The organism is Flavobacterium cheonanense (assembly GCF_039539185.1).
GTDB lineage: Bacteria > Bacteroidota > Bacteroidia > Flavobacteriales > Flavobacteriaceae > Flavobacterium > Flavobacterium cheonanense.
The window spans coordinates 675,688-695,043 of the sequence record NZ_BAABCT010000002.1; the positions used below are offsets into that span (position 1 = coordinate 675,688).

The following is a 19,356-nucleotide window of genomic DNA, read 5'->3' on the forward strand; positions in this document are numbered from 1 at the left end:
TCAATAATTTCGTACTTCGTATTTCGTACTTTCTAATATTCCTTCTTCACCAACATATAAAAATCATTTTCTAGAAAACGATAACCTTGATCGTACACAAAGTAATACGTATTTCCTGTATTGGTGTTTAAAATATTGGTGAAATAATCAAAGTCAAATCCTTTACTCAGTAATTTGGTCTTTGTAATTTTTGATTTTCCTTCCGTATTAGCTTCACTTAAGATGCGGTAATTTTTACGCAATTTGTTGTTTACATTGCGCATATAATTGTTGCTGTCTTTGTTAATTTTGTTGTTGTACGCATTTCGACAACCATCGCTACAGAACTTCTTGTCCTCACGACCAACAATTTTTTCGTTACATTCTAAACAGTTTTTACTCATAGTTTTAAATTTTTTTAGGAGCGAATGGCTTGGGCATTCTTGGTTTCCATTTTCCTGCTTTACGTTCTACTTCGTGCCACTTCAATCAGGGCTAGATTGGTTTTGTCTTTTGTAAATATCATTTTCCAACATAACGTCCTTCATCACCACTTTCAATATCTTTAATTATCAATTCGGTAGGATATCCAAAATATCCAATAGAGGTTTTTATAATATATTTTGGTTTATTTTCTTGATAAATTGTGTCATTTTTTAATGTTTTGAAATCTAATCTTAGCACATCTCCAAGATAAAATCCACCAGAATATTTCCACATATAATCCTTTAAATTCTCATCACTTACTGAACAAGAAGAAAAAAAACATAAAATTATATAAAAATATTTCATCACAATTCATTTAAAATCAGTCAAATATAATAAAAAATTTCCGTTTACAAACGTTTACAAATATTTACAACCGATTTTAAATGGTAATCAACCGAATAAAGTTTGCAAGCCGCCACAACTTTGCATCGTCGAAATGAAACAACAATTGCAAAAATCAATTTCAATAGCATTTTCAAATTTCAAATATGACAAAATATAATATTAATAATAACAATTTAAATTTTATACGCCATGAGAAACAAAGTACAATTAATCGGACATGTAGGTCAAGAACCAGAAATCAAAACATTTGAAGGAGGAAAAAAAGTAGCCAACCTTACTATCGCTACTAATGAAGTTTATTACAAAGAAAACGGTGATAAAGTAGAAAACACCGAATGGCACCGAGTAAGCGCTTGGGGAAAAACAGCCGACATTATCGAAAAGTATGTTACTAAAGGAAAAGAAATCGCCATTGAAGGAAAACTTACTCACAGAAGTTATGATGACAAAGACGGAAACAAGCGTTACATCACAGAAGTAATGGTAAACGAACTTGTTTTAATGAGCAAATAATTTACAATTTCAAATCCAGAATAATTTTCAAATAACAAAAACAATTAAAAATTTACACGCCATGAATGCAATTAAAAACAAAGTACAATTAATCGGACACGTAGGACAAGAACCAGAAATCAAAACGTTTGATGGAGGAAAGAAAGTAGCTAATATTACTATTGCTACCAATGAGAGTTACACTAATAATAAAGGTGAAAAAGTTGAGAATACCGAATGGCATAGAATTACCGCTTGGGGAAAAGTAGCTGACATTATTGAGAAATATGTTATCAAAGGTAAAGAAATCGCTATCGAAGGAAAACTAACGCACAGAAGTTATGACGACAAAGAAGGAAACAAGCGTTATATCACCGAAATTGTTGCCAACGAGTTATTGCTTTTAGGTAAATAGTCTAACGTAAAAAAGTGTCACGATGAACATCAAAGTATTTAATATTCGTTTAGATAAAGAAAATTGCCAGAATGATCAAACACGCATGAATACGTTTCTAGATTCGGTAGAGGTAAAGCTTACTTCCACCAATTTTGTAACCACAGGAACAACAGATTTTTGGTCAGCAGTAGTTTTCTATGAATTGAAAAAAAGTGATTCAAAACCTACAGAAGTTATAGAACTTAATGAACAAGAGAACGAAATCTTCACTGCCTTGAAACAATGGCGAAATGATTTAGCTCAAAAATTAGGTTGGTCGTCTTTTAGAATTTGTCATAATTCACATTTGATTTCTATTGTAAAATCGAAACCACAAAATTTAGACGAGCTTAAAACAGTAAAAGGTTTTGGAGAATCGAGAACCTTAAATTATGGAGATGATATCTTATCGGTATTGAATGCTTTTTAAGAAAAATTAATTGAACTTTAAACAAAGCGATGGAAGTAAAATTCTGTCGCTTTTTTTTATTTATGTAGAAGCAATGCTACGAAAACAAAGAAGTTTTTAACACGAAAACGTTTTCGGGAAAGATTAAATTAACAACTATTGATTTTTTTAATATCTTTATTTAGAATACAATAAACAATTAACTTTAAAAGATGTTCCACTTTAAACAAATCCTTTTTTTAATGGTGTTTGGCTGCTTTTTTCAAAGCGGATTTTCTCAAGTTGGAATTAATACATCAACTCCAATGAGTACATTGGATATTAATGGAAATTTGACCATTAAAGAAATAGGAATTATCAATTCTAATGTTGCTGGTTCTGCTGTGTTTAATGGAGGGCCATCAGGAAGTGCTACACCAATTAATGATGGAGTTTATATTTCATTGACACCTACATCGGGTAATCAAGAATTTATTTTACCAAATGCTGTTAATGTTCCCGGAAGAATATACATACTTAGAAACATTTCAAACTCTGTTACCGCTCAGATATATACTTTTGGAGGTAATTTTTTCTCGAAAGATTCAAGTACACTGACAGCTTCTCCGCTTAATATGCCTCCAAATGCATTACTTAAAACTGTTATTGTTGTAAGCGATGGTGCCAATTGGACCTATTTTTTCTAATTGTCCATTAACTTTTGAAATAGTTCTACAAATTCTCCAACATGGTAACCATCCATCAATCCGTGATGCACGTGAATGGACATTGACATTGTTTTCTTACCATTTTCGTCCATCATTTTTCCAAAAGATATTTTCGGACAACTATCTGGCCAAGTAAAACTTCTTGCATGCGAAAAAGAAGTAAAATTTATCCAAGGCAAAGCCGAAAAATGAATTAGATTTTCGGAATATTCTCTAGTAAAAAGTCCGGTTGTAGTTTGTATTCTCGCTATTTCTTTTTTTGTATTTTCTGCAAATTGGTTTAAATCTTTTGAATATTCTATTTGTGAAAATCCAAACGTTTTGTCTTCTCTTAAGATGGTTGAAGAGACATCAATTCTATCAAAAATATAAACTTCATTGTCAATTATTCTATAACGAAAAGGTTCAAATTGATTAACCGCGGACAGTGTTTTATGCAAATAATAAGTAAAAAATGAAACTCCCATTTCTTTTGCTTTTTTATAAGCTTTGGTGCAATCAATTGTAATTGTAACACCAAAAAAAGGTTCTTCCATTTGTTTGAAAAACAGAAAATGTTCTTTACGATTCCAAGCTTCTAAGTTAAGTTTTTGTTTCATTTTTCAGACACGAATTACACGAATTAGCACGAATTGTATGTTTATTAATTACACGAATTTTGAATTATTTCAACAAAATTGGTAAAACATCTGAGATTTTTTCTAGTGATTTGAAGTTATCGTGTTCTATTTCGAAATCAATTTTTTCGTATTCCCAAGTGGTGTGATAAGCAATATGATAACCATGTCCTCCAATGTTTAAAACAGGCAAAACATCTGATTTTAAGGAGTTTCCAATCATGATGAAATCTTCGGGTTTTGTGTCTAAACGTCCTAACATTTTTTCGTAATCCAATTCTTTTTTGTCGCTCATTACTTCAATATGATGAAAATAATGTCCAATTCCCGAATCGTGCAATTTTCTGTGTTGGTCTTTCAAATCGCCTTTGGTGGCTACAACAAGTTTGTATTTTCCTTTTAATTGTTGCAAAACATCTTCCACTTCAGGCAAAAGTTCTACAGGTTTTTGAAGTAAATCTCTACCAATAGCAATAATTTTTTTGATGCCTTGTCCCGATATTTGATTATTGGTCAATTCTAAAGCAGAATCAATCATAGAAAGTGTAAACGCCTTAATTCCAAATCCATACAAAGGAAGATTTTTTACTTGATGACTTAAAATCAGTTGTAAAATTTCTTGTTTGGAAGCATAATCTGCAAATAGTTCACAGAATTTTGCTTGAGCTTCATCAAAGTAAGGTTCGTTATGCCAAAGAGTGTCATCAGCATCGAATGCGATTATTTTTGGGTTCATAAATAGTTATTTACGAAATTATAGCTCCATTTTCAACTCCATCAGCGCTTGCACTGAGCGATGTCGAAGTGTCTGGATTTACGAAAACCAGTTTTCCGTCTGCGTTGTTGGTCATCAAAATCATTCCTTGACTTTCAACGCCACGTAATGCTCTTGGAGCTAAGTTTACTAAAACGGTAACGCGTTTTCCAACAACTTCTTCTGGCGAAAAATGTTCTGCAATTCCCGAGACAATCGTTCTTACATCAATTCCTGTATCAACTTTTAAAACTAAAAGTTTGTTTGCTTTTGGCATTTTTTCGGCTTCTAGAATAGTTCCAACACGCAAATCTAATTTTGAAAAATCTTCAAATGTTGCTGTTTGTTTTTGTGGTTCTACAACTTGATTTTCCATAACATTTGCTTTTTTTGTAGCTTCTAGTTTGTCTATTTGTTTTTGAATTTCGGTATCTTCTATTTGAGCAAATAAGATTTCAGCTTGTCCAATCTGATGACCAGCTGGAAGTAAATCGGTTCTTTCAGAAACATCTTTCCAACTCAAATTCAAATCGGTTTTTAGAATTCCTGATAATTTGCATGCTGTAAATGGCAAGAAAGGTTCTGATAAAACTCTCAAGGCAGCTGCAATTTGTAATGCCACATACATTTGAGTTTTTACTCTTTCTGGATTTTCTTTTACCATTTTCCACGGTTCTTCGTCGGCTAAATATTTGTTTCCTAAACGAGCTACATTCATCAATTCACCTTGTGCTTCTCTAAATCGGAATCTTTCAATTGACGAAGAAATTACCGCAGGATACGCCTTTAATTCAGCTAAAGTTTGTTCGTCAACTTCTGTGAAATCATTTGGCGTTGGAACAATTCCATCATAATATTTGTTAGTTAAAACAACTACACGATTAATGAAATTTCCTAAAATAGAAGCCAATTCGTTATTATTTCTCGCTTGAAAATCTTTCCAAGTAAAGTCGTTGTCTTTAGTTTCTGGTGCGTTTGATGTTAAGGCATAACGCAAAGAATCTTGTTTATCTGGAAAATCTAATAAATATTCGTGCAACCAAACGGCCCAATTTTTTGAAGTAGAAAGTTTGTTTCCTTCCAAATTCAAAAACTCATTGGCAGGAACGTTATCTGGTAAAATAAAACTTCCTTCGGCTTTCAGCATCGCAGGAAAAATAATGCAATGGAAAACAATATTGTCTTTCCCAATAAAGTGAACTAATTTAGTATCAGCATCCTTCCAATACGGTTCCCAATCTTTTCCTTCACGAGCTGCCCATTCTTTGGTTGAAGAAATATAACCAATTGGAGCATCAAACCAAACATATAATTTTTTCCCTTCCGCACCTTCCACAGGAACGTCAATTCCCCAATCTAAATCACGCGTAACCGCACGAGGTTTTAATCCGTCGTCTAACCATGATTTTACCTGACCAAGAACATTGGTTTTCCAATCTTTTGCATGACCAACTAAAATCCATTCTTTTAAGAAATCGTCATATCTATCTAGAGGTAAAAACCAATGCTTAGTCGATTTTAAAATAGGAGTTTCACCAGTAATTGTCGATTTTGGATTGATTAAATCAGTTGCATTTAGTGTCGAACCACATTTTTCGCATTGATCACCATAAGCTTCTTCGTTACCACATTTTGGACAAGTTCCAATTACAAATCTATCGGCTAGGAATTGGTCGGCTTTAGCATCATATAATTGCTCAGTTACTTCTTCAATAAAGTCGCCATTATCGTATAATTTTCTAAAAAACTCAGATGCTGTATCATGATGAATTTTAGACGAAGTTCTAGAATAATTGTCAAATGAAATTCCAAAATCAATAAACGATTTACGAATAATTCCGTCGTATTTATCGATAACTTGTTGCGGAGTAATTCCTTCTTTTTTGGCTTTCATCGAAATTGCAACGCCGTGTTCGTCACTTCCGCAAATAAAAGCTACATCTTTACCTTGCAAACGTAAATAACGAGCATAAATATCGGATGGAACATAAACTCCGGCTAAATGCCCGATGTGAATTGGTCCGTTGGTATAAGGCAATGCTGCCGTTATGGTATATCTTTTTGGATTTTCTAACATAATAAAATTCGGTATATATCTTGCAAAAATAAGTATTTTTTAGCAGAGACAAGTAGAGACTTTTACCTACTTGTTAATTAGTATACTATAATGTGTGTAATTTTTCTATTTTTGGTAAAAAACTTATGAAAAAGAAAGCTTTAATTTTAGGATTTGTGCTTTTTATTGGGATGAATTGTTTTGCTCAAGAAGAAAAAACGAATCCAATAGTTTATGCAGAAATAATAATTGGATATTCTAATGGAAGTTCTAAAGGAGTTACAGGCGGAGCAACGTTTAACTATCAAAAAAATAAAAATTTATTTTCCTATAGATTTTTAGAAATAACAGAGAATAGAAAAGATGGCAGTTTTTTTGGTATTCCTAATTATATAAAAGTTGAAGAAATAAATGAACATGCTTTGATGTATGGAAGACGTTTCGTTGAAGATAATTTATCATATAGTTTTTCAGCAGGAATTGCTTATGTAGACAGAGAATTTTTGATTGATGATACTAATGGCGTTTTGAAATATAACAACACTCAGAGCATTGGATTTCCATTTGAATTGAATATAAAATGGTTCAATGCAAAGAAAGAGCCTTTTAGAATTTATGAGATGATTCCTGTTGGAAAACCTACAAGTTTTGCAAATAGTATTGGTTTTAAGTTTTATGGTAATGTTTCAAAAACCTCTTTTGTAGGATTAGGAATAACATTTGGTTTAGGTTGGCACAAAAATTATTAGATTTGCCTAAAGATTTTAAACTTTAATGAAGAAAGTAATTAGTATTTTAATCGTTACAATTTTATTTGTTTCAAATATTCAAGCTCAAAAAAAGATGATATTTCCACCTAATTTAAAAAAAGGCGATACTGTTGCAATTGTAGCAACAGCTCGTAAAAACATTGAAGACAATCTAAAACCAGCCATTTCGTGGTTGAAAAATTGGGGTTTAGAAGTGGTTGTTGGTTCTACAATTGGTTTAGACAATAACCAATTAGCAGGAACTGATGAGCAACGAGCTGCCGATTTTCAAGAGCAATTAGATAATCCAAACATCAAAGCCATTTGGTGTGTTCGTGGCGGTTATGGAACTGTGAGAATGATCGATTTATTAGATTTCACAAAATTTAAGCAATCTCCAAAATGGATAGTTGGCTTTAGTGATGTTACCGTTTTACATAGTCATTTGAATACGATGGGTTATGCATCAATTCACGGAATTATGCCTGTGAGTTCCAAAGCGAGTGAAGAAGCAAAAGAGACTTTAAGAAAAGCTTTGTTTGGTGAACCTATAGAATATAAAGTTCCATGTGAGTTTATGAATAAATACGGAACAGCCAAAGGTGAATTAGTTGGAGGAAATCTATCTATTTTATACAGTTTATTTGGTTCGCCATCGGCTATAGATTGTTCTGATAAGATTCTTTTTATTGAAGATTTAGATGAATATTTATATCATATCGATAGAATGATGATGAATTTAAAACGCAATGGTTGTCTTGAAAGTTTGAAAGGAATCATTGTTGGAGGAATGACTAAAATGAAAGACAACGAAATTCCTTGGGGTAAAAATGCCTTAGAAATTATTCAAGATGTTACTAAAAATTACAATATTCCGGTAATTTATAATTTTCCTGCTGGCCATATGGCAGATAATCGTGCTCTGATTTTTGGAAAGCAAGTTACAATGGAAGTGAACGATATAGAGAGTAAAGTGGTTTTTGAATAACTGAAAACTGCGACTGAACACTGAATACTAAGCATGGCAGAACACAACGATTTAGGAAAACTAGGAGAAGAATTAGCTGTAGACTTTCTGCAACAGAATGGCTACGATATTCTTGAAACTAATTGGACGTTCCAAAAAGCCGAAATCGACATTATCGCCCAAAAAGAAAACACACTTGCTATTGTTGAGGTAAAAACTCGTTCCTCACTTGAGTTTGGTTTACCTCAAGATTTTGTAAAGCCTAAAAAAATCCAACTTTTGGTCAAAGCCGTAAATGAGTATTTGATTTCCAATGATTTAGACTTGGAAGTTCGATTTGATATTATTTCGGTTTATAAAGAAGACAACGAGTTGAAGATAGAACATTTGGAAGACGCTTTTTTTTACTTCTAAGATTAAACAATTTATAAAAAACACATATTTATTTTGTCGTAATTATATACTAATTACATTTTTATTAACTTTACCATATGACTTTACCATAAATACTATGAAAAAAATCTTTACAATTGCCTCATTGTTTAGTTTTGTTTTCTTGTTTGCACAGAATGAAGTTGCAAAAAAGATTCAAGAATTAGAAGCATCTAGAGTTGTTTTTAGACCTTTTACGGTTTTAACAGCCTCACAAAATAAACCAGATGAAAACATAAATAAAGTTGTCACGGATGCCACATTAGCAACAATTAAAACTACTGTTGTTAACGATATCGTCGCTAATAAATATGAGTTTATAGAATTGTCTTTTCCTCACAATGGGTCAATTGTAAAATTAGATTTATACAAAGTAAATTTATTTGCAGAAGGTTTTCATGTTGATACCGATAAAGCAAAAAATATAGCTTATGAAAAAGGAGTTCACTACCGTGGAATCGTCAAAGGTGATTACAATTCTGTTGCATCTTTCAATTTCTTTCCCAATGAACTTAATGGAGTTGCATCCAATATTGAATTAAATAATTTAGTAATTGGAAAACTAGACAAAATTAATAATGTTAATGACTATATCGTTTATTCCGATTCCAAAATGCAGTTTGGAAGTGGTTTTGAATGTTCCTATAAAGATGATGAATCACTTCATAACGATGAACCAACAATTGCAAATAGAGAAGTAAATAGTTTAAAATGTGTTACCATGTATTTTGAAATTGATTACAATTTATTTCAGTTAAATGGTAGTGATACTGCAACAACTACTAATTGGATGACTTCGGTTTTTAATAATGTTCAATCGTTGTATAATGCAGATGACATTACAATATCATTGAAATCAATGTTTATTTGGACAACTCAAGATCCTTATGAAGGAATAGGTACATCTTCAGTGGATTATTTGTATAAGTTTAATGAAGTTCGGCCAGTTTTTGATGGAGATTTAGGACAATTATTAGGAAATGACCCAGGTGGTTTGGGAGGAGTTGCAGTTGGCATAAATGGGTTATGTTCTCAAAATAATTTTAGTTATTCAGATATAGATACTATTACTGTTGAGAATATTCCAACTTACTCTTGGACCATTCAAGTAATTAGTCATGAGTTTGGTCACTTATTAGGTTCAAGACATACTCATGCTTGCGCATGGAATGGAAATAATACAGCTATCGACGGTTGCGGTCAGCAAGCAGGTTTTAGTGAAGGCAATTGTCCGCAAGCACCAATTCCATCAACAACAGTAAAAGGTACTGTAATGAGCTATTGCCATTTGATAAGTGGTGTTGGAGTAAATTTTAGTAACGGATTTGGGTCACAACCACGAAATGCTATTTTAAACGCTATAAATAATGGTCCTTGTTTAAGTACAGATTGTATAAACACTTGTATCAACACTATTTCATCTGTTTCTATTAATAATATTGGAATGGATACAGCAACAATAAGTTGGATTGATTCTGGAACTTTTACAGCCTGGAAAGTTAGAGTGTATCCTTTTGGAGCAACTCCAGGTAGTTGGATTACTGTAACCACAAATAATTATGTAGTAAATGGTTTAAACTCTAATTCATACTATGTAACAGAAATAAGCCCAAGTTGCACAGCTGGTCTTGAAATTGGAGGAAGACGATTAATTTTTGTAACTGCAGCAAACTTCTGTAGTGGAATACAATTTACAGATTCTGGCGGTCCAACAGGTAATTATACCAATATGGAAACCGTAATAAGAACTATTATTCCAGATGTTGCTAATAACAATATAGTACTAACATTCTCAGCATTTTCACTTGAGGTAGATTATGATTATTTATATGTTTATAATGGAAATTCAACTGCGGCACCATTAATGAATCCAGGTGGTTCTACAGGAACAACTATTCCTGGTCCGTTTGTTTCTTCTGCAACAGATGGTTCATTAACCGTTAGGTTTTATTCTGATCAAGGTGTAATTGATACAGGATTTATTGCAACAATATCTTGTTCACCAAATTTAAATATAAATAGCAACAATTATATTGATTTTAATTATTATCCAAATCCATCTAATGGAAAGGTAACAATCAATTCAAAAACAGCTATCAATCAAATCCAAGTTTATAATGTTACAGGACAATTATTGCTAGATAAAAACTTGAATGAAACTACAACTAATGTTGATATTTCTGCTTTTGCTCAAGGAACTTATTTCTTCAAAATGAAGTTTGATGGTGATAAAGAAGCTAATTTCAAAGTACTAAGAAGATAACAATATCTTTAGAATAAATAAAAAGCCATCTAGTCTAGATGGCTTTTTATTTTATATTCTGTTCATCAATTCTAAAGCTTTATTAATGCTTTTTACATTTTCAAAAGTCAACAATAAACGTAGTCCGTTTTTGGTTTCTTTTTCTTTCATTTTGCATAGGCTGCTGTTCATTTGAACAAACTGAACCATTTTCATAAAACGATTCGATTGGTAGAAATCACTTTGTTGGTCGCCTACAAAATAACCTACCATTTTTCCTTGTTTCATTACTAATTTTTCGATTCCGATAGCAGTTGCTTTCCATTTAATTCGGATGCTGTTTAGTAAGGCATTGGCTTCTTTTGGTAAAGCTCCAAATCGGTCGATTAATTTCTGTTCGAATACTTGTAAGGCTTCTTCGTTTTTAATCAAACTCAATTCGTTGTATAAGTTCAAACGCTCGGTAATATTATTGATGTATTCGTCAGGAAATAGCAATTCAAAATCGGTGTCGATTTGTAAATCTTTTACGTATTCTTTGGTTTCGATGTCGTTTTCTGTTGGATACAAATCCTTGAATTCGTTTTCTTTCAACTCTTCAATAGCTTCGTTCATGATTTTTTGATAGGTATCAAATCCGATGTCGTTGATGAATCCACTTTGTTCTCCGCCCAATAAATCTCCAGCACCACGAATTTCTAAATCTTTCATGGCAATGTTAAATCCACTTCCTAATTCTGAAAATTGTTCTAAAGCGTGAATACGTTTTCTAGCATCATCGGTCATAGCAGAATAGGGTGGCGTGATGAAATAACAAAACGCTTTTTTATTACTTCTTCCCACACGACCTCGCATTTGATGCAAATCGGATAAACCAAAATTATTGGCATTATTAATGAAAATTGTATTCGCATTAGGTACATCCAAACCACTTTCAATAATTGTTGTGGCTACTAAAACATCAAATTCACCATTCATGAAAGCCAACATTAATTCTTCTAGTTTTTTACCATCTAATTGTCCGTGACCAATTCCAACTCTTGCATCTGGAACCAATCGCTGAATCATTCCGGCAACTTCTTTGATGTTTTCAATTCTGTTATTGATAAAGAATACTTGTCCGTTTCTTTGAATTTCATACGAGATTGCATCACGAATTAACTCTTCGTGAAAACGAACCACATGCGTTTCAATAGGATATCTGTTTGGTGGAGGCGTTGTAATGACCGATAAATCACGAGCAGCCATCAATGAAAACTGCAACGTTCTCGGAATTGGAGTTGCCGTTAAAGTCAACGTATCCACATTGGCAGAAATTGTTTTAAGTTTGTCTTTTACGTTTACACCAAATTTTTGTTCTTCGTCAATAATCAGCAATCCTAAATCTTTGAATTTTACATCTTTGTTTACCAATTGATGGGTTCCAATGATGATGTCAACTCTTCCTTCACCTAGATTTTTAATGGTTTCGGTTCTTTCTTTGGCGGTTCTAAAACGATTTAAATAATTTACAGAAACTGGCATGTCTTTCAATCGTTCTGAAAAAGTACGATAATGTTGATACGCCAAAATTGTTGTTGGAACCAAAACAGCTACTTGCTTACCATTATCAACGGCTTTAAAAGCGGCACGAATGGCAACTTCGGTTTTACCAAAACCAACGTCACCACAGACTAATCTGTCCATTGGTCTGTCGGTTTCCATATCGGCTTTTACGTCTTGAGTTGCTGTAATTTGGTCTGGTGTATCTTCATAAATGAATGAACTTTCCAACTCTTTTTGTAAATAACTATCTGGTGCGCAAGCAAATCCTTTTTCCAATCTTCGCTTTGCGTAAAGCTGAATTAAATTAAAGGCAATATGTTTTACTCGTGCTTTTGTTTTTTGTTTTAAAGCTTTCCAAGCGCCACTTCCTAATTTGTATATCTTTGGTGGTGCGCCGTCTTTTCCGTTGTATTTAGAAATTTTATGTAGCGAATGGATGCTTACATAAACGATGTCATTATCGGCGTAAACCAATTTTATAGCTTCTTGCGTTTTACCTTCCACTTGAATTTTTTGCAATCCTCCAAATTTTCCAATTCCGTGATCGATGTGCGTTACATAATCGCCTACTGTCAAGGAAGTCAGTTCTTTTAGAGTGATGGTTTGCTTTTTAGAATAACCATTTTTAATATTGAATTTGTGGTAACGTTCGAATATTTGATGGTCGGTGTAACAAGCTATTTGGTTTTCTTCATCAATAAATCCTTGAAATAATGGAAAAACAACGGTTTTGTATTGTTTGCGAACGCTTTCATGATTTTCTTCATCAATGTCTTCAAAAATATCATGAAAACGATTGGCTTGATTTTCATTGGAACAAAACAAATAATTCTTAATTCCATTGAAGTGATTTTCTGCCAAGTTGTTCATCAATAAATCAAATTGCTTATTGAAGGAAGGTTGTGGTTGAATATGAAATTCAATCGTTTTATCAATTTTATAAGTTGGTGCATTGCTCAATTCTACTACAGAAAAGTTCAAGACTTTCTTTAAAAATTGCTCTTGATTAAGGAATAAATCTTTAGGTTCAAGATGTTTTATGGTGGCGTTTAATTTGGCAAATACTTCTGTTGCTTTCGCAAAAAGTTTGTCAAGTTGTTGGCAAAGCAAATCAGTATTCTGAATGAAAAGCACTGTTTTTTGGTCGATATAATCTAAGAAACTTTCTCTATTTTCCTCGAAGAATTTGTTTTCTACATTGGGAATGATGGAGATTTTCTTCAGTTTTTCAATTGACAATTGTGTTTCAACATCAAAACTTCTGATGGAATCTACTTCGTTTCCAAAAAATTCTATTCTATACGGATTATCATTTGAAAAAGAAAAAACATCTACAATTCCACCACGAACAGAGAATTCTCCTGGTTCTGTTACAAAATCTACTCTTTTGAAATTGTATTCAAATAATACTTCGTTAATGAAATCAATAGCAATTTTATCGTTAACCGAAATTTTTAAGGTGTTTTTATCAAGGTCTTTTTTGGTAACTACTTTTTCAAAAATAGCTTCGGCGTAGGAAACAATTATAGCTGGTTTTTTACGCGAATTAATTCGATTTAAAACTTCGGCTCTAAGTAGAATATTTGCGTTATCGGTTTCGTCTATTTGATAAGGACGACGGTACGAACCAGGATAAAACAAAACATCTTGATCGTTGATGAGTTGTTCTAAATCGTTGAGGTAATAAGCCGCTTCTTCTTTATCGCTGAACAACAAAAGAAAAGGTAATTCTGCTTTTTCAAAAGTAGATTGAATTACAAAAGACAACGCCGAACCCAATAAACCTTTCGCGTTTATTTTGGAATCGCGCTGCTCTAAAGCATTGGATAAAAGTTGGACTTTTGCCGACTTTTGATAGACAGAAATGACGTTATTTTTACTCAAAATTATTCTAAATCGGGATCAATGTTTGTCGATGGAACAGCTCTTGTTGAGTCTTTCATACTCAAAATATCTGGTTCGCCATCTTCTCTTGGTATAAGACTTCTTTTTACAATTTCTTCCATCTGTAATTGAAGGTATTCTACTTCCATATTAATTTCGCCAACAAGTTTTACAACTTTTGCGTCTGGAATTTGGTTTAGGTGAATGAATAAATCCAACGATTTTATTTTGGTTGTTACAACTGCGATTCTGGCTTTGACTTGTGGCTTATTGAATTCTAATGGAATATTGTTGTTTAAGTCCATTACTTTTACAGAAAGCGCTTTCGATTTTTTCTGAAAAGCGCCAATGGTACTCTTTGGTTTTTGATTGATTTCTGTTAGAAAGTTACGCCATTCCATCCAACTATTGATGCGGCTTTGCGTTATAGGTTCTACAGGTGCAATATTAAAAACCCATCCGCGGTTGATGTTGTTGAAAATAACTTCTTTTTTCTTAGCTTCTTTCTGTTGTTCAATAATTAGTGTAGTGTTATCGTTTTGACATGATGCCAATACTAACATAAAGAAAACTAGATATATCGATGATAACTTCATTAGAAGAATAATGGGTTTGATTACAAAAGTACAAAAGTAGGAGTTTTGTTTTAGAGATTTTGTGAAAGGTTTTATAAATGTTCACTAATTGTTTTTCAAATAAAATGTTATTCATGATTCTCACGAAAACGTTATCTTTGTAGTACAAACAAACAAACTATGACTACTAAAATATTAATAATCGGTGCTTGTGGACAAATAGGTACCGAGTTAACCACCAAATTAAGAAGTATTTACGGAAACGACAACGTGATTGCTTCTGATATTCGAAAATTGAATAATGATATTGTCAACAATGGCATTTTTGAAGTGGTTAATGCTTTGGATTACAATCAGATTGAGCATTTAATTGAACAATATCAGATTACCGATGTTTATTTAATGGCAGCTTTACTTTCTGCTACTGCTGAAAAAAACCCTGCTTTTGCTTGGGATTTGAATATGAACTCACTATTTCACGTATTGAATTTGGCGAAAGCTGGAAAAATAAAAAAGATATTTTGGCCTTCCAGTATTGCGGTTTTCGGACCAACAACTCCAAGAGACAATACGCCACAATATACCATCATGGAACCAACAACAGTTTACGGAATTTCTAAACAAACTGGCGAGCGTTGGTGTGAATATTACCACCATCAATATGGCGTTGATGTAAGAAGTATTCGTTACCCTGGATTGATTAGTTGGACTACTGAACCAGGTGGTGGAACTACAGATTATGCTGTAGATATTTATCACAAAGCCATTGAAAAAGGTTCGTTCACTTCTTTTCTGTCAGAAGATACTGCTTTGCCTATGATGTATATGGATGATGCGATTAAGGCAACCGTTAGCATTATGCAAGCCGATGCAGAAAAGATTAAAATACGTTCTTCTTATAATTTATCGGCGATGAGTTTTACTCCAAAAGAAATTGCTGAAGAGATTAAGAAACACTATCCAAATTTCACCATAGATTACAATCCAGATTTTCGTCAGAAGATTGCTGATAGTTGGCCTGCTTCTATTGATGATACTTCTGCGAGAGAAGATTGGGGTTGGAGTAACGATTTCAACATAGAAAACATGACCGTTGAAATGTTGGAAAACTTGAAAAAGCAAAAACAATAGATATAAAAAAAAGCGCTACCCCAAGAACAAGGTAGCGCCCACTCTAAACAAAAAAATCCTATTGTTGAACAATTGGAGCTCTTAGAGATTCTAATACAACAACAACATCAGCGAATAATTCTGAGTTAGCCGGCACACCGTTGGCAACGGCAGCAGCTCCTACATATCCAACAAATTTGTCGTAGTTTGCATTAGTAGATTTTACACCCATTCTTGGATTAGTTGCTGGATTATGAGCATTAACCATGTCAAGACCTGAGTAAGTATTTACTGCATTTGTTCCTCCTGTATTGAACGAGAAGAAATCGGTTAAGTTGTCTACTAGAATGGCTAAATTGGTTGTGTTTCCTGCGCCAACTTCTGTTAATACTGGTGCGAAATGCGCTCCTAAGTTACCTGAAGCACCACTTTGAACATCTGCAACGATTAGTCCAACGGTTGAATTTACTACTTTTCTATAGCTCAAACGACCTTGCTCAATCATTTGTCCAGGATTATCTGGATCGGCTACCATTGTTGTTCCACCTAATCTAGCATAGATTGATGGTTTTTCTGGAGCTGCTTGTGTTTCATCATCATCACTACAAGATGTGAACACTGATGCTCCAATTACCAATGCACAAAGTGCAAGTTTTGAAAATTTAGTCATAGCATTTATATTTAAAGATTAATTAAAAAATTGATTGTACTAATTTGGTAAACTTATAACTCAAGCCATCTTTTTTGATAACTGGACACACTTGCTTGTTGGCAAGATTGGCTGGTAATACAAAACGTTCTGCTTTATAATTGCCTTTACTCATTAATTCGTTATACACTTTTTCTGAGTTGGCTATGGTGTTGTCGTGAAAGTAAACTACCACATTGTTTTTAACAATAATGTCACTTTTTACACCTTTAATAGCGTGTAGTTTTTCTCTTATTTCAACTGTTCCGATAGAATCAAATGGTTTGTCAAAATCAATTCGACTGATTTGGATGGTTGCATTTTCAATAGGTCTAGCATTAGCTATGTGATAGACTAATATTGCAAAAAATAATAGTCCGATTCCCAGAAGACTGAGTAGAGCGATTTTTACTTTCTTGTTAATTTTCATGACGTTCTTGATTTGTTTATAGAGTCATGTACGAGAATAAAAAAGTTTTGGTTTTATTGGGTATAAAAAAAGTTCCAATTAAGGAACTTTAGTTTTTAGTTTTTCAATCAGCGCATCTTCTATTGGCGCCTTTATTTTTGTAACTTCATCAGAGTTGTCGTTGGGTATGGTCATGGATAAAACGTAGTGCTTTATTTTCCAAGTGTTTTTTACTTTTACGAGTACGCCAGAACCTCTACAGATTTTCATTTGGGTGTTTAAAAGTTCGTCAAACCAAGCTGTTTTTCCGTCTTTTGAGAAATAGATGTTTCTTTCTAATGCTGTGAAACTCCATGCGCGACCTTTATCGAAATAAGGTTTAGCGAACGCCTGAAATTGTTTTTTATTCCAGTTTTCTGTAGCATCGGTTCCTATGTAGATAGCGTCATCGGTTAGGTAACTGAAGTAGCTGTCAAATTGAACGTCGGCTGCTGCTTTGTGCCAATTGTCTAACATGGTGTTTATTGTTTGCTTGTCTTGGGCAAAGGACAATTGTGTTATAAGTGCTAGTGTGAAGAGTAGTTTTTTCATGGGATTTGTTTTTGATAAAAATAGGAAAAATTTTATCAAATACACTTATTTTTTTGGAACACAGATTAAAGAAATTATAATAATTTTAAAAATTTCTTTAATCTGTGTTGCGATCTTTTAATTTTGAGTTAGAACTTCTCACCATGCTGAGATAAGTCTAACCCTAAGTCTTCTGATTCTTCTGTGACGCGGATTGGGATGATGAGGTTGGTTAGTTTGAAAAGTAAATAGGCACCACCAAAAGTGAAGGCTGAAACTAAAACCAAGGCCATCATGTGGTGACCAAAAACACTCCAACCGCCGTGCAGTAAGCTTGCGTTTTCTCCTTGAGCGAAGATGGCTGTTAGAATCATACCCATAATTCCGCCTACGCCGTGACAGGCGAAAACGTCTAGCGTGTCGTCTATTTGCTTTAGCTTTTTCCAGTAAACCATTTTGTTGGAAACTATGGCGCCAATGAATCCGAAGAAGATGCTTTGTGGAATGGTTATGTAACCTGCCGATGGTGTGATGACTACTAAACCAACTACTGCACCAATACAAGCTCCGAGTGCGGAAACTTTTCTTCCGTTTAATCTATCAAAAAATACCCACGTCATCATTGCTGAAGCTGACGCGATGGTGGTTGTTGCAAATGCCATGGCTGCTGTTGCGTTGGCTGCAAGTGCCGAACCTGCATTGAAACCAAACCAGCCAAACCATAGCAATCCGGTTCCTAGAAGAACGAAAGGAATGTTGGTTGGTATGTGTTCGCTGTTTTTTCTTTTGCCCAAAACAATGACTCCTGCTAATGCTGCGAAACCTGCGCTCATGTGCACCACTGTACCTCCTGCGAAATCCTTTACACCGAAATAGCTACCTAATAGGCCGTGAGGATGCCAAATCATGTGGCATAACGGTGCGTAAATACAAACTGTAAACAAACAAATAAACAAGAGGAAAGAGATAAAGCGAATACGCTCGGCTAAAGCGCCGGTTATGATTGCAGGCGTAATCACAGCAAATTTCATTTGAAAAAGGGCAAACAATATGAAAGGAATACTAGAACCTAACGCCTTGTGAGGCAAAAGTTCTACTTGATCGAAGAAGGCAAAATCTAGCGGATTGCCTATAATACCATAATAAGTTCCGTTGAGGTTGATTCCTATTGGGCTTCCGAAGGAGAGACTGAATCCTACGGTTACCCATAGTAAACTTATGACTCCAAGGCAGATGAAACTTTTGAGCATGGTAGAAATAACGTTTTTCTTACCGACCATTCCGCCATAAAAAAAAGATAATCCAGGTGTCATTAATAAAACTAAGCACGATGCTGTAAGTAACCAAGCTACATCGGCAAAGTTAATGGTGTTGGCTTCGTTGAAATTGGTAGTTGGCGGTTGGTGTTGCCAAAACAAACCTGTCACTGCTACTACAGTAATAATTACAAAAGCCGATATCCAACGTTTTTCTAAACCCATTTTTATTTATTTTTACAATATACCCTAAAAATAATAGGGTAAAATTATAAAAATAGTAGTATTTTAATTCTAAATTGATTAAAAAAATAGGGTTGTAATTTTATTTTTATTAAATAATGAGTTATAACGCTCTTTTTTTAAAATTAATAAAATTATATTGGGTAATTTTGATAATGCGTTAAGTTTTAAGTTGTTTGGTGGTTTATTTAGGGTACCACAACCATGCCTTTGCTATACCTCTTCTATACTTCATCCATACTTCTAGCATACACTCGGCATACATAAAGGATACACTCGCCATACACTAAGCATACACTAAGGTATTATTTATGAATTATGAATTATGAGTTATGAGTTAATTCTTGTACTAAACGTTAAATAAAGACTTTACTGGTTTTTATAGCACTACCTTTCGGCATC

At 33.5% G+C, this 19,356-nt stretch carries 20 protein-coding genes; 9 read left to right on the top strand and 11 right to left on the bottom strand.

What is annotated here, in order from left to right; translation table 11 throughout:
• Positions 1 to 32: 32 nt before the first annotated feature.
• On the bottom strand, positions 33 to 383 hold the full coding sequence (locus ABD766_RS06555; protein ID WP_298308789.1) for a hypothetical protein: 351 nt from the start codon (positions 381 to 383) through the stop codon (positions 33 to 35).
• 118 nt (positions 384 to 501) lie between these two features.
• Positions 502 to 771, bottom strand: a complete 270-nt coding sequence (locus tag ABD766_RS06560; protein WP_344815909.1) for a hypothetical protein — start codon at positions 769 to 771, stop codon at positions 502 to 504.
• Between the two features lie 231 nt (positions 772 to 1,002).
• On the opposite strand from ABD766_RS06560, the gene ABD766_RS06565 reads away from it, so the two are divergent.
• The 4 genes from ABD766_RS06565 to ABD766_RS06580 all read left to right on the top strand — a co-directional run bounded on the left by ABD766_RS06565 (position 1,003) and on the right by ABD766_RS06580 (position 2,836).
• A complete protein-coding gene (locus ABD766_RS06565) occupies positions 1,003 to 1,326 on the top strand; it encodes a single-stranded DNA-binding protein (protein WP_344815910.1) in 324 nt (107 codons plus the stop codon).
• A gap of 61 nt (positions 1,327 to 1,387) precedes the next feature.
• Positions 1,388 to 1,720: a single-stranded DNA-binding protein gene (locus tag ABD766_RS06570; protein ID WP_298308794.1), complete on the top strand. Its 333-nt coding sequence runs from the start codon at positions 1,388 to 1,390 to the stop codon at positions 1,718 to 1,720.
• 22 nt (positions 1,721 to 1,742) lie between these two features.
• On the top strand, positions 1,743 to 2,171 hold the full coding sequence (locus tag ABD766_RS06575) for an HRDC domain-containing protein (RefSeq protein ID WP_344815911.1): 429 nt from the start codon (positions 1,743 to 1,745) through the stop codon (positions 2,169 to 2,171).
• Positions 2,172 to 2,362: 191 nt separating this feature from the next.
• Positions 2,363 to 2,836, top strand: coding sequence for a hypothetical protein (locus ABD766_RS06580; protein ID WP_344815912.1), 474 nt, complete (start codon positions 2,363 to 2,365; stop codon positions 2,834 to 2,836).
• Here the strand turns inward: ABD766_RS06580 and ABD766_RS06585 are convergent.
• From ABD766_RS06585 to metG, 3 genes are all read right to left on the bottom strand, one after another.
• Complete coding sequence (locus ABD766_RS06585; RefSeq protein ID WP_344815913.1) at positions 2,833 to 3,456, bottom strand: CatA-like O-acetyltransferase; 624 nt, start codon at positions 3,454 to 3,456, stop codon at positions 2,833 to 2,835. The genes ABD766_RS06580 and ABD766_RS06585 overlap by 4 nt on opposite strands.
• 64 nt (positions 3,457 to 3,520) lie before the next feature.
• Positions 3,521 to 4,210: an HAD family hydrolase gene (locus ABD766_RS06590; RefSeq protein ID WP_344815914.1), complete on the bottom strand. Its 690-nt coding sequence runs from the start codon at positions 4,208 to 4,210 to the stop codon at positions 3,521 to 3,523.
• Between the two features lie 10 nt (positions 4,211 to 4,220).
• Positions 4,221 to 6,305, bottom strand: coding sequence for a methionine--tRNA ligase (metG, locus tag ABD766_RS06595; protein WP_344815915.1), 2,085 nt, complete (start codon positions 6,303 to 6,305; stop codon positions 4,221 to 4,223).
• 125 nt (positions 6,306 to 6,430) lie between these two features.
• Here metG and ABD766_RS06600 point away from each other — a divergent pair, with 125 nt between their 5' ends.
• The 4 genes from ABD766_RS06600 to ABD766_RS06615 all read left to right on the top strand — a co-directional run bounded on the left by ABD766_RS06600 (position 6,431) and on the right by ABD766_RS06615 (position 10,695).
• Positions 6,431 to 7,033, top strand: a complete 603-nt coding sequence (locus tag ABD766_RS06600) for a hypothetical protein (protein WP_344815916.1) — start codon at positions 6,431 to 6,433, stop codon at positions 7,031 to 7,033.
• Between the two features lie 94 nt (positions 7,034 to 7,127).
• Complete coding sequence (locus ABD766_RS06605; protein WP_425556569.1) at positions 7,128 to 8,021, top strand: S66 peptidase family protein; 894 nt, start codon at positions 7,128 to 7,130, stop codon at positions 8,019 to 8,021.
• Positions 8,022 to 8,054: 33 nt separating this feature from the next.
• Entirely contained in the window at positions 8,055 to 8,414 is a 360-nt protein-coding gene (locus ABD766_RS06610) for a YraN family protein (RefSeq protein ID WP_344815918.1), read from the top strand.
• Positions 8,415 to 8,511: 97 nt separating this feature from the next.
• Positions 8,512 to 10,695, top strand: a complete 2,184-nt coding sequence (locus ABD766_RS06615; protein WP_344815919.1) for a M12 family metallo-peptidase — start codon at positions 8,512 to 8,514, stop codon at positions 10,693 to 10,695.
• A 51-nt stretch (positions 10,696 to 10,746) separates the two neighbouring features.
• On the opposite strand, the gene mfd is transcribed toward ABD766_RS06615, so the two are convergent.
• Positions 10,747 to 14,085, bottom strand: a complete 3,339-nt coding sequence (gene mfd, locus ABD766_RS06620) for a transcription-repair coupling factor (protein ID WP_425556570.1) — start codon at positions 14,083 to 14,085, stop codon at positions 10,747 to 10,749.
• A gap of 20 nt (positions 14,086 to 14,105) precedes the next feature.
• Positions 14,106 to 14,699, bottom strand: a complete 594-nt coding sequence (locus ABD766_RS06625; RefSeq protein ID WP_344815921.1) for a hypothetical protein — start codon at positions 14,697 to 14,699, stop codon at positions 14,106 to 14,108.
• Positions 14,700 to 14,858: 159 nt separating this feature from the next.
• Here ABD766_RS06625 and ABD766_RS06630 point away from each other — a divergent pair, with 159 nt between their 5' ends.
• Positions 14,859 to 15,809: an L-threonine 3-dehydrogenase gene (locus ABD766_RS06630; RefSeq protein ID WP_298308833.1), complete on the top strand. Its 951-nt coding sequence runs from the start codon at positions 14,859 to 14,861 to the stop codon at positions 15,807 to 15,809.
• 58 nt (positions 15,810 to 15,867) lie between these two features.
• On the opposite strand, the gene ABD766_RS06635 is transcribed toward ABD766_RS06630, so the two are convergent.
• From ABD766_RS06635 to ABD766_RS06650, 4 genes are all read right to left on the bottom strand, one after another.
• Positions 15,868 to 16,458 carry a globin family protein gene (locus ABD766_RS06635; RefSeq protein ID WP_344815922.1) on the bottom strand — a complete coding sequence of 197 codons (591 nt, stop codon included), beginning with the start codon at positions 16,456 to 16,458 and terminating at the stop codon, positions 15,868 to 15,870.
• Positions 16,459 to 16,480: 22 nt separating this feature from the next.
• The gene (locus ABD766_RS06640) at positions 16,481 to 16,906 is read right to left on the bottom strand and encodes a hypothetical protein (protein WP_344815923.1); all 426 of its coding nucleotides are present in this window, start codon (positions 16,904 to 16,906) and stop codon (positions 16,481 to 16,483) included.
• A gap of 78 nt (positions 16,907 to 16,984) precedes the next feature.
• Positions 16,985 to 17,476, bottom strand: coding sequence for a nuclear transport factor 2 family protein (locus ABD766_RS06645; protein WP_344815924.1), 492 nt, complete (start codon positions 17,474 to 17,476; stop codon positions 16,985 to 16,987).
• A 128-nt stretch (positions 17,477 to 17,604) separates the two neighbouring features.
• Positions 17,605 to 18,936: an ammonium transporter gene (locus tag ABD766_RS06650; protein WP_344815925.1), complete on the bottom strand. Its 1,332-nt coding sequence runs from the start codon at positions 18,934 to 18,936 to the stop codon at positions 17,605 to 17,607.
• Positions 18,937 to 19,356 lie beyond the last annotated feature (420 nt).

Bases quoted from the DNA above. Each gene is read 5' to 3' on its own strand.
- metG (WP_344815915.1), bottom strand. From the start codon at position 6,305: ATGTTAGAAAATCCAAAAAGATATACCATAACGGCAGCATTGCCTTAT.
- ABD766_RS06555 (WP_298308789.1), bottom strand. From the start codon at position 383: ATGAGTAAAAACTGTTTAGAATGTAACGAAAAAATTGTTGGTCGTGAG.
- ABD766_RS06650 (WP_344815925.1), bottom strand. From the start codon at position 18,936: ATGGGTTTAGAAAAACGTTGGATATCGGCTTTTGTAATTATTACTGTA.
- ABD766_RS06640 (WP_344815923.1), bottom strand. From the start codon at position 16,906: ATGAAAATTAACAAGAAAGTAAAAATCGCTCTACTCAGTCTTCTGGGA.
- ABD766_RS06645 (WP_344815924.1), bottom strand. From the start codon at position 17,476: ATGAAAAAACTACTCTTCACACTAGCACTTATAACACAATTGTCCTTT.
- ABD766_RS06610 (WP_344815918.1), top strand. From the start codon at position 8,055: ATGGCAGAACACAACGATTTAGGAAAACTAGGAGAAGAATTAGCTGTA.
- ABD766_RS06560 (WP_344815909.1), bottom strand. From the start codon at position 771: ATGAAATATTTTTATATAATTTTATGTTTTTTTTCTTCTTGTTCAGTA.
- ABD766_RS06635 (WP_344815922.1), bottom strand. From the start codon at position 16,458: ATGACTAAATTTTCAAAACTTGCACTTTGTGCATTGGTAATTGGAGCA.
- ABD766_RS06625 (WP_344815921.1), bottom strand. From the start codon at position 14,699: ATGAAGTTATCATCGATATATCTAGTTTTCTTTATGTTAGTATTGGCA.
- ABD766_RS06630 (WP_298308833.1), top strand. From the start codon at position 14,859: ATGACTACTAAAATATTAATAATCGGTGCTTGTGGACAAATAGGTACC.
- ABD766_RS06565 (WP_344815910.1), top strand. From the start codon at position 1,003: ATGAGAAACAAAGTACAATTAATCGGACATGTAGGTCAAGAACCAGAA.
- ABD766_RS06580 (WP_344815912.1), top strand. From the start codon at position 2,363: ATGTTCCACTTTAAACAAATCCTTTTTTTAATGGTGTTTGGCTGCTTT.
- ABD766_RS06615 (WP_344815919.1), top strand. From the start codon at position 8,512: ATGAAAAAAATCTTTACAATTGCCTCATTGTTTAGTTTTGTTTTCTTG.
- ABD766_RS06590 (WP_344815914.1), bottom strand. From the start codon at position 4,210: ATGAACCCAAAAATAATCGCATTCGATGCTGATGACACTCTTTGGCAT.
- ABD766_RS06605 (WP_425556569.1), top strand. From the start codon at position 7,128: ATGATATTTCCACCTAATTTAAAAAAAGGCGATACTGTTGCAATTGTA.
- ABD766_RS06570 (WP_298308794.1), top strand. From the start codon at position 1,388: ATGAATGCAATTAAAAACAAAGTACAATTAATCGGACACGTAGGACAA.
- ABD766_RS06600 (WP_344815916.1), top strand. From the start codon at position 6,431: ATGAAAAAGAAAGCTTTAATTTTAGGATTTGTGCTTTTTATTGGGATG.
- ABD766_RS06575 (WP_344815911.1), top strand. From the start codon at position 1,743: ATGAACATCAAAGTATTTAATATTCGTTTAGATAAAGAAAATTGCCAG.
- ABD766_RS06585 (WP_344815913.1), bottom strand. From the start codon at position 3,456: ATGAAACAAAAACTTAACTTAGAAGCTTGGAATCGTAAAGAACATTTT.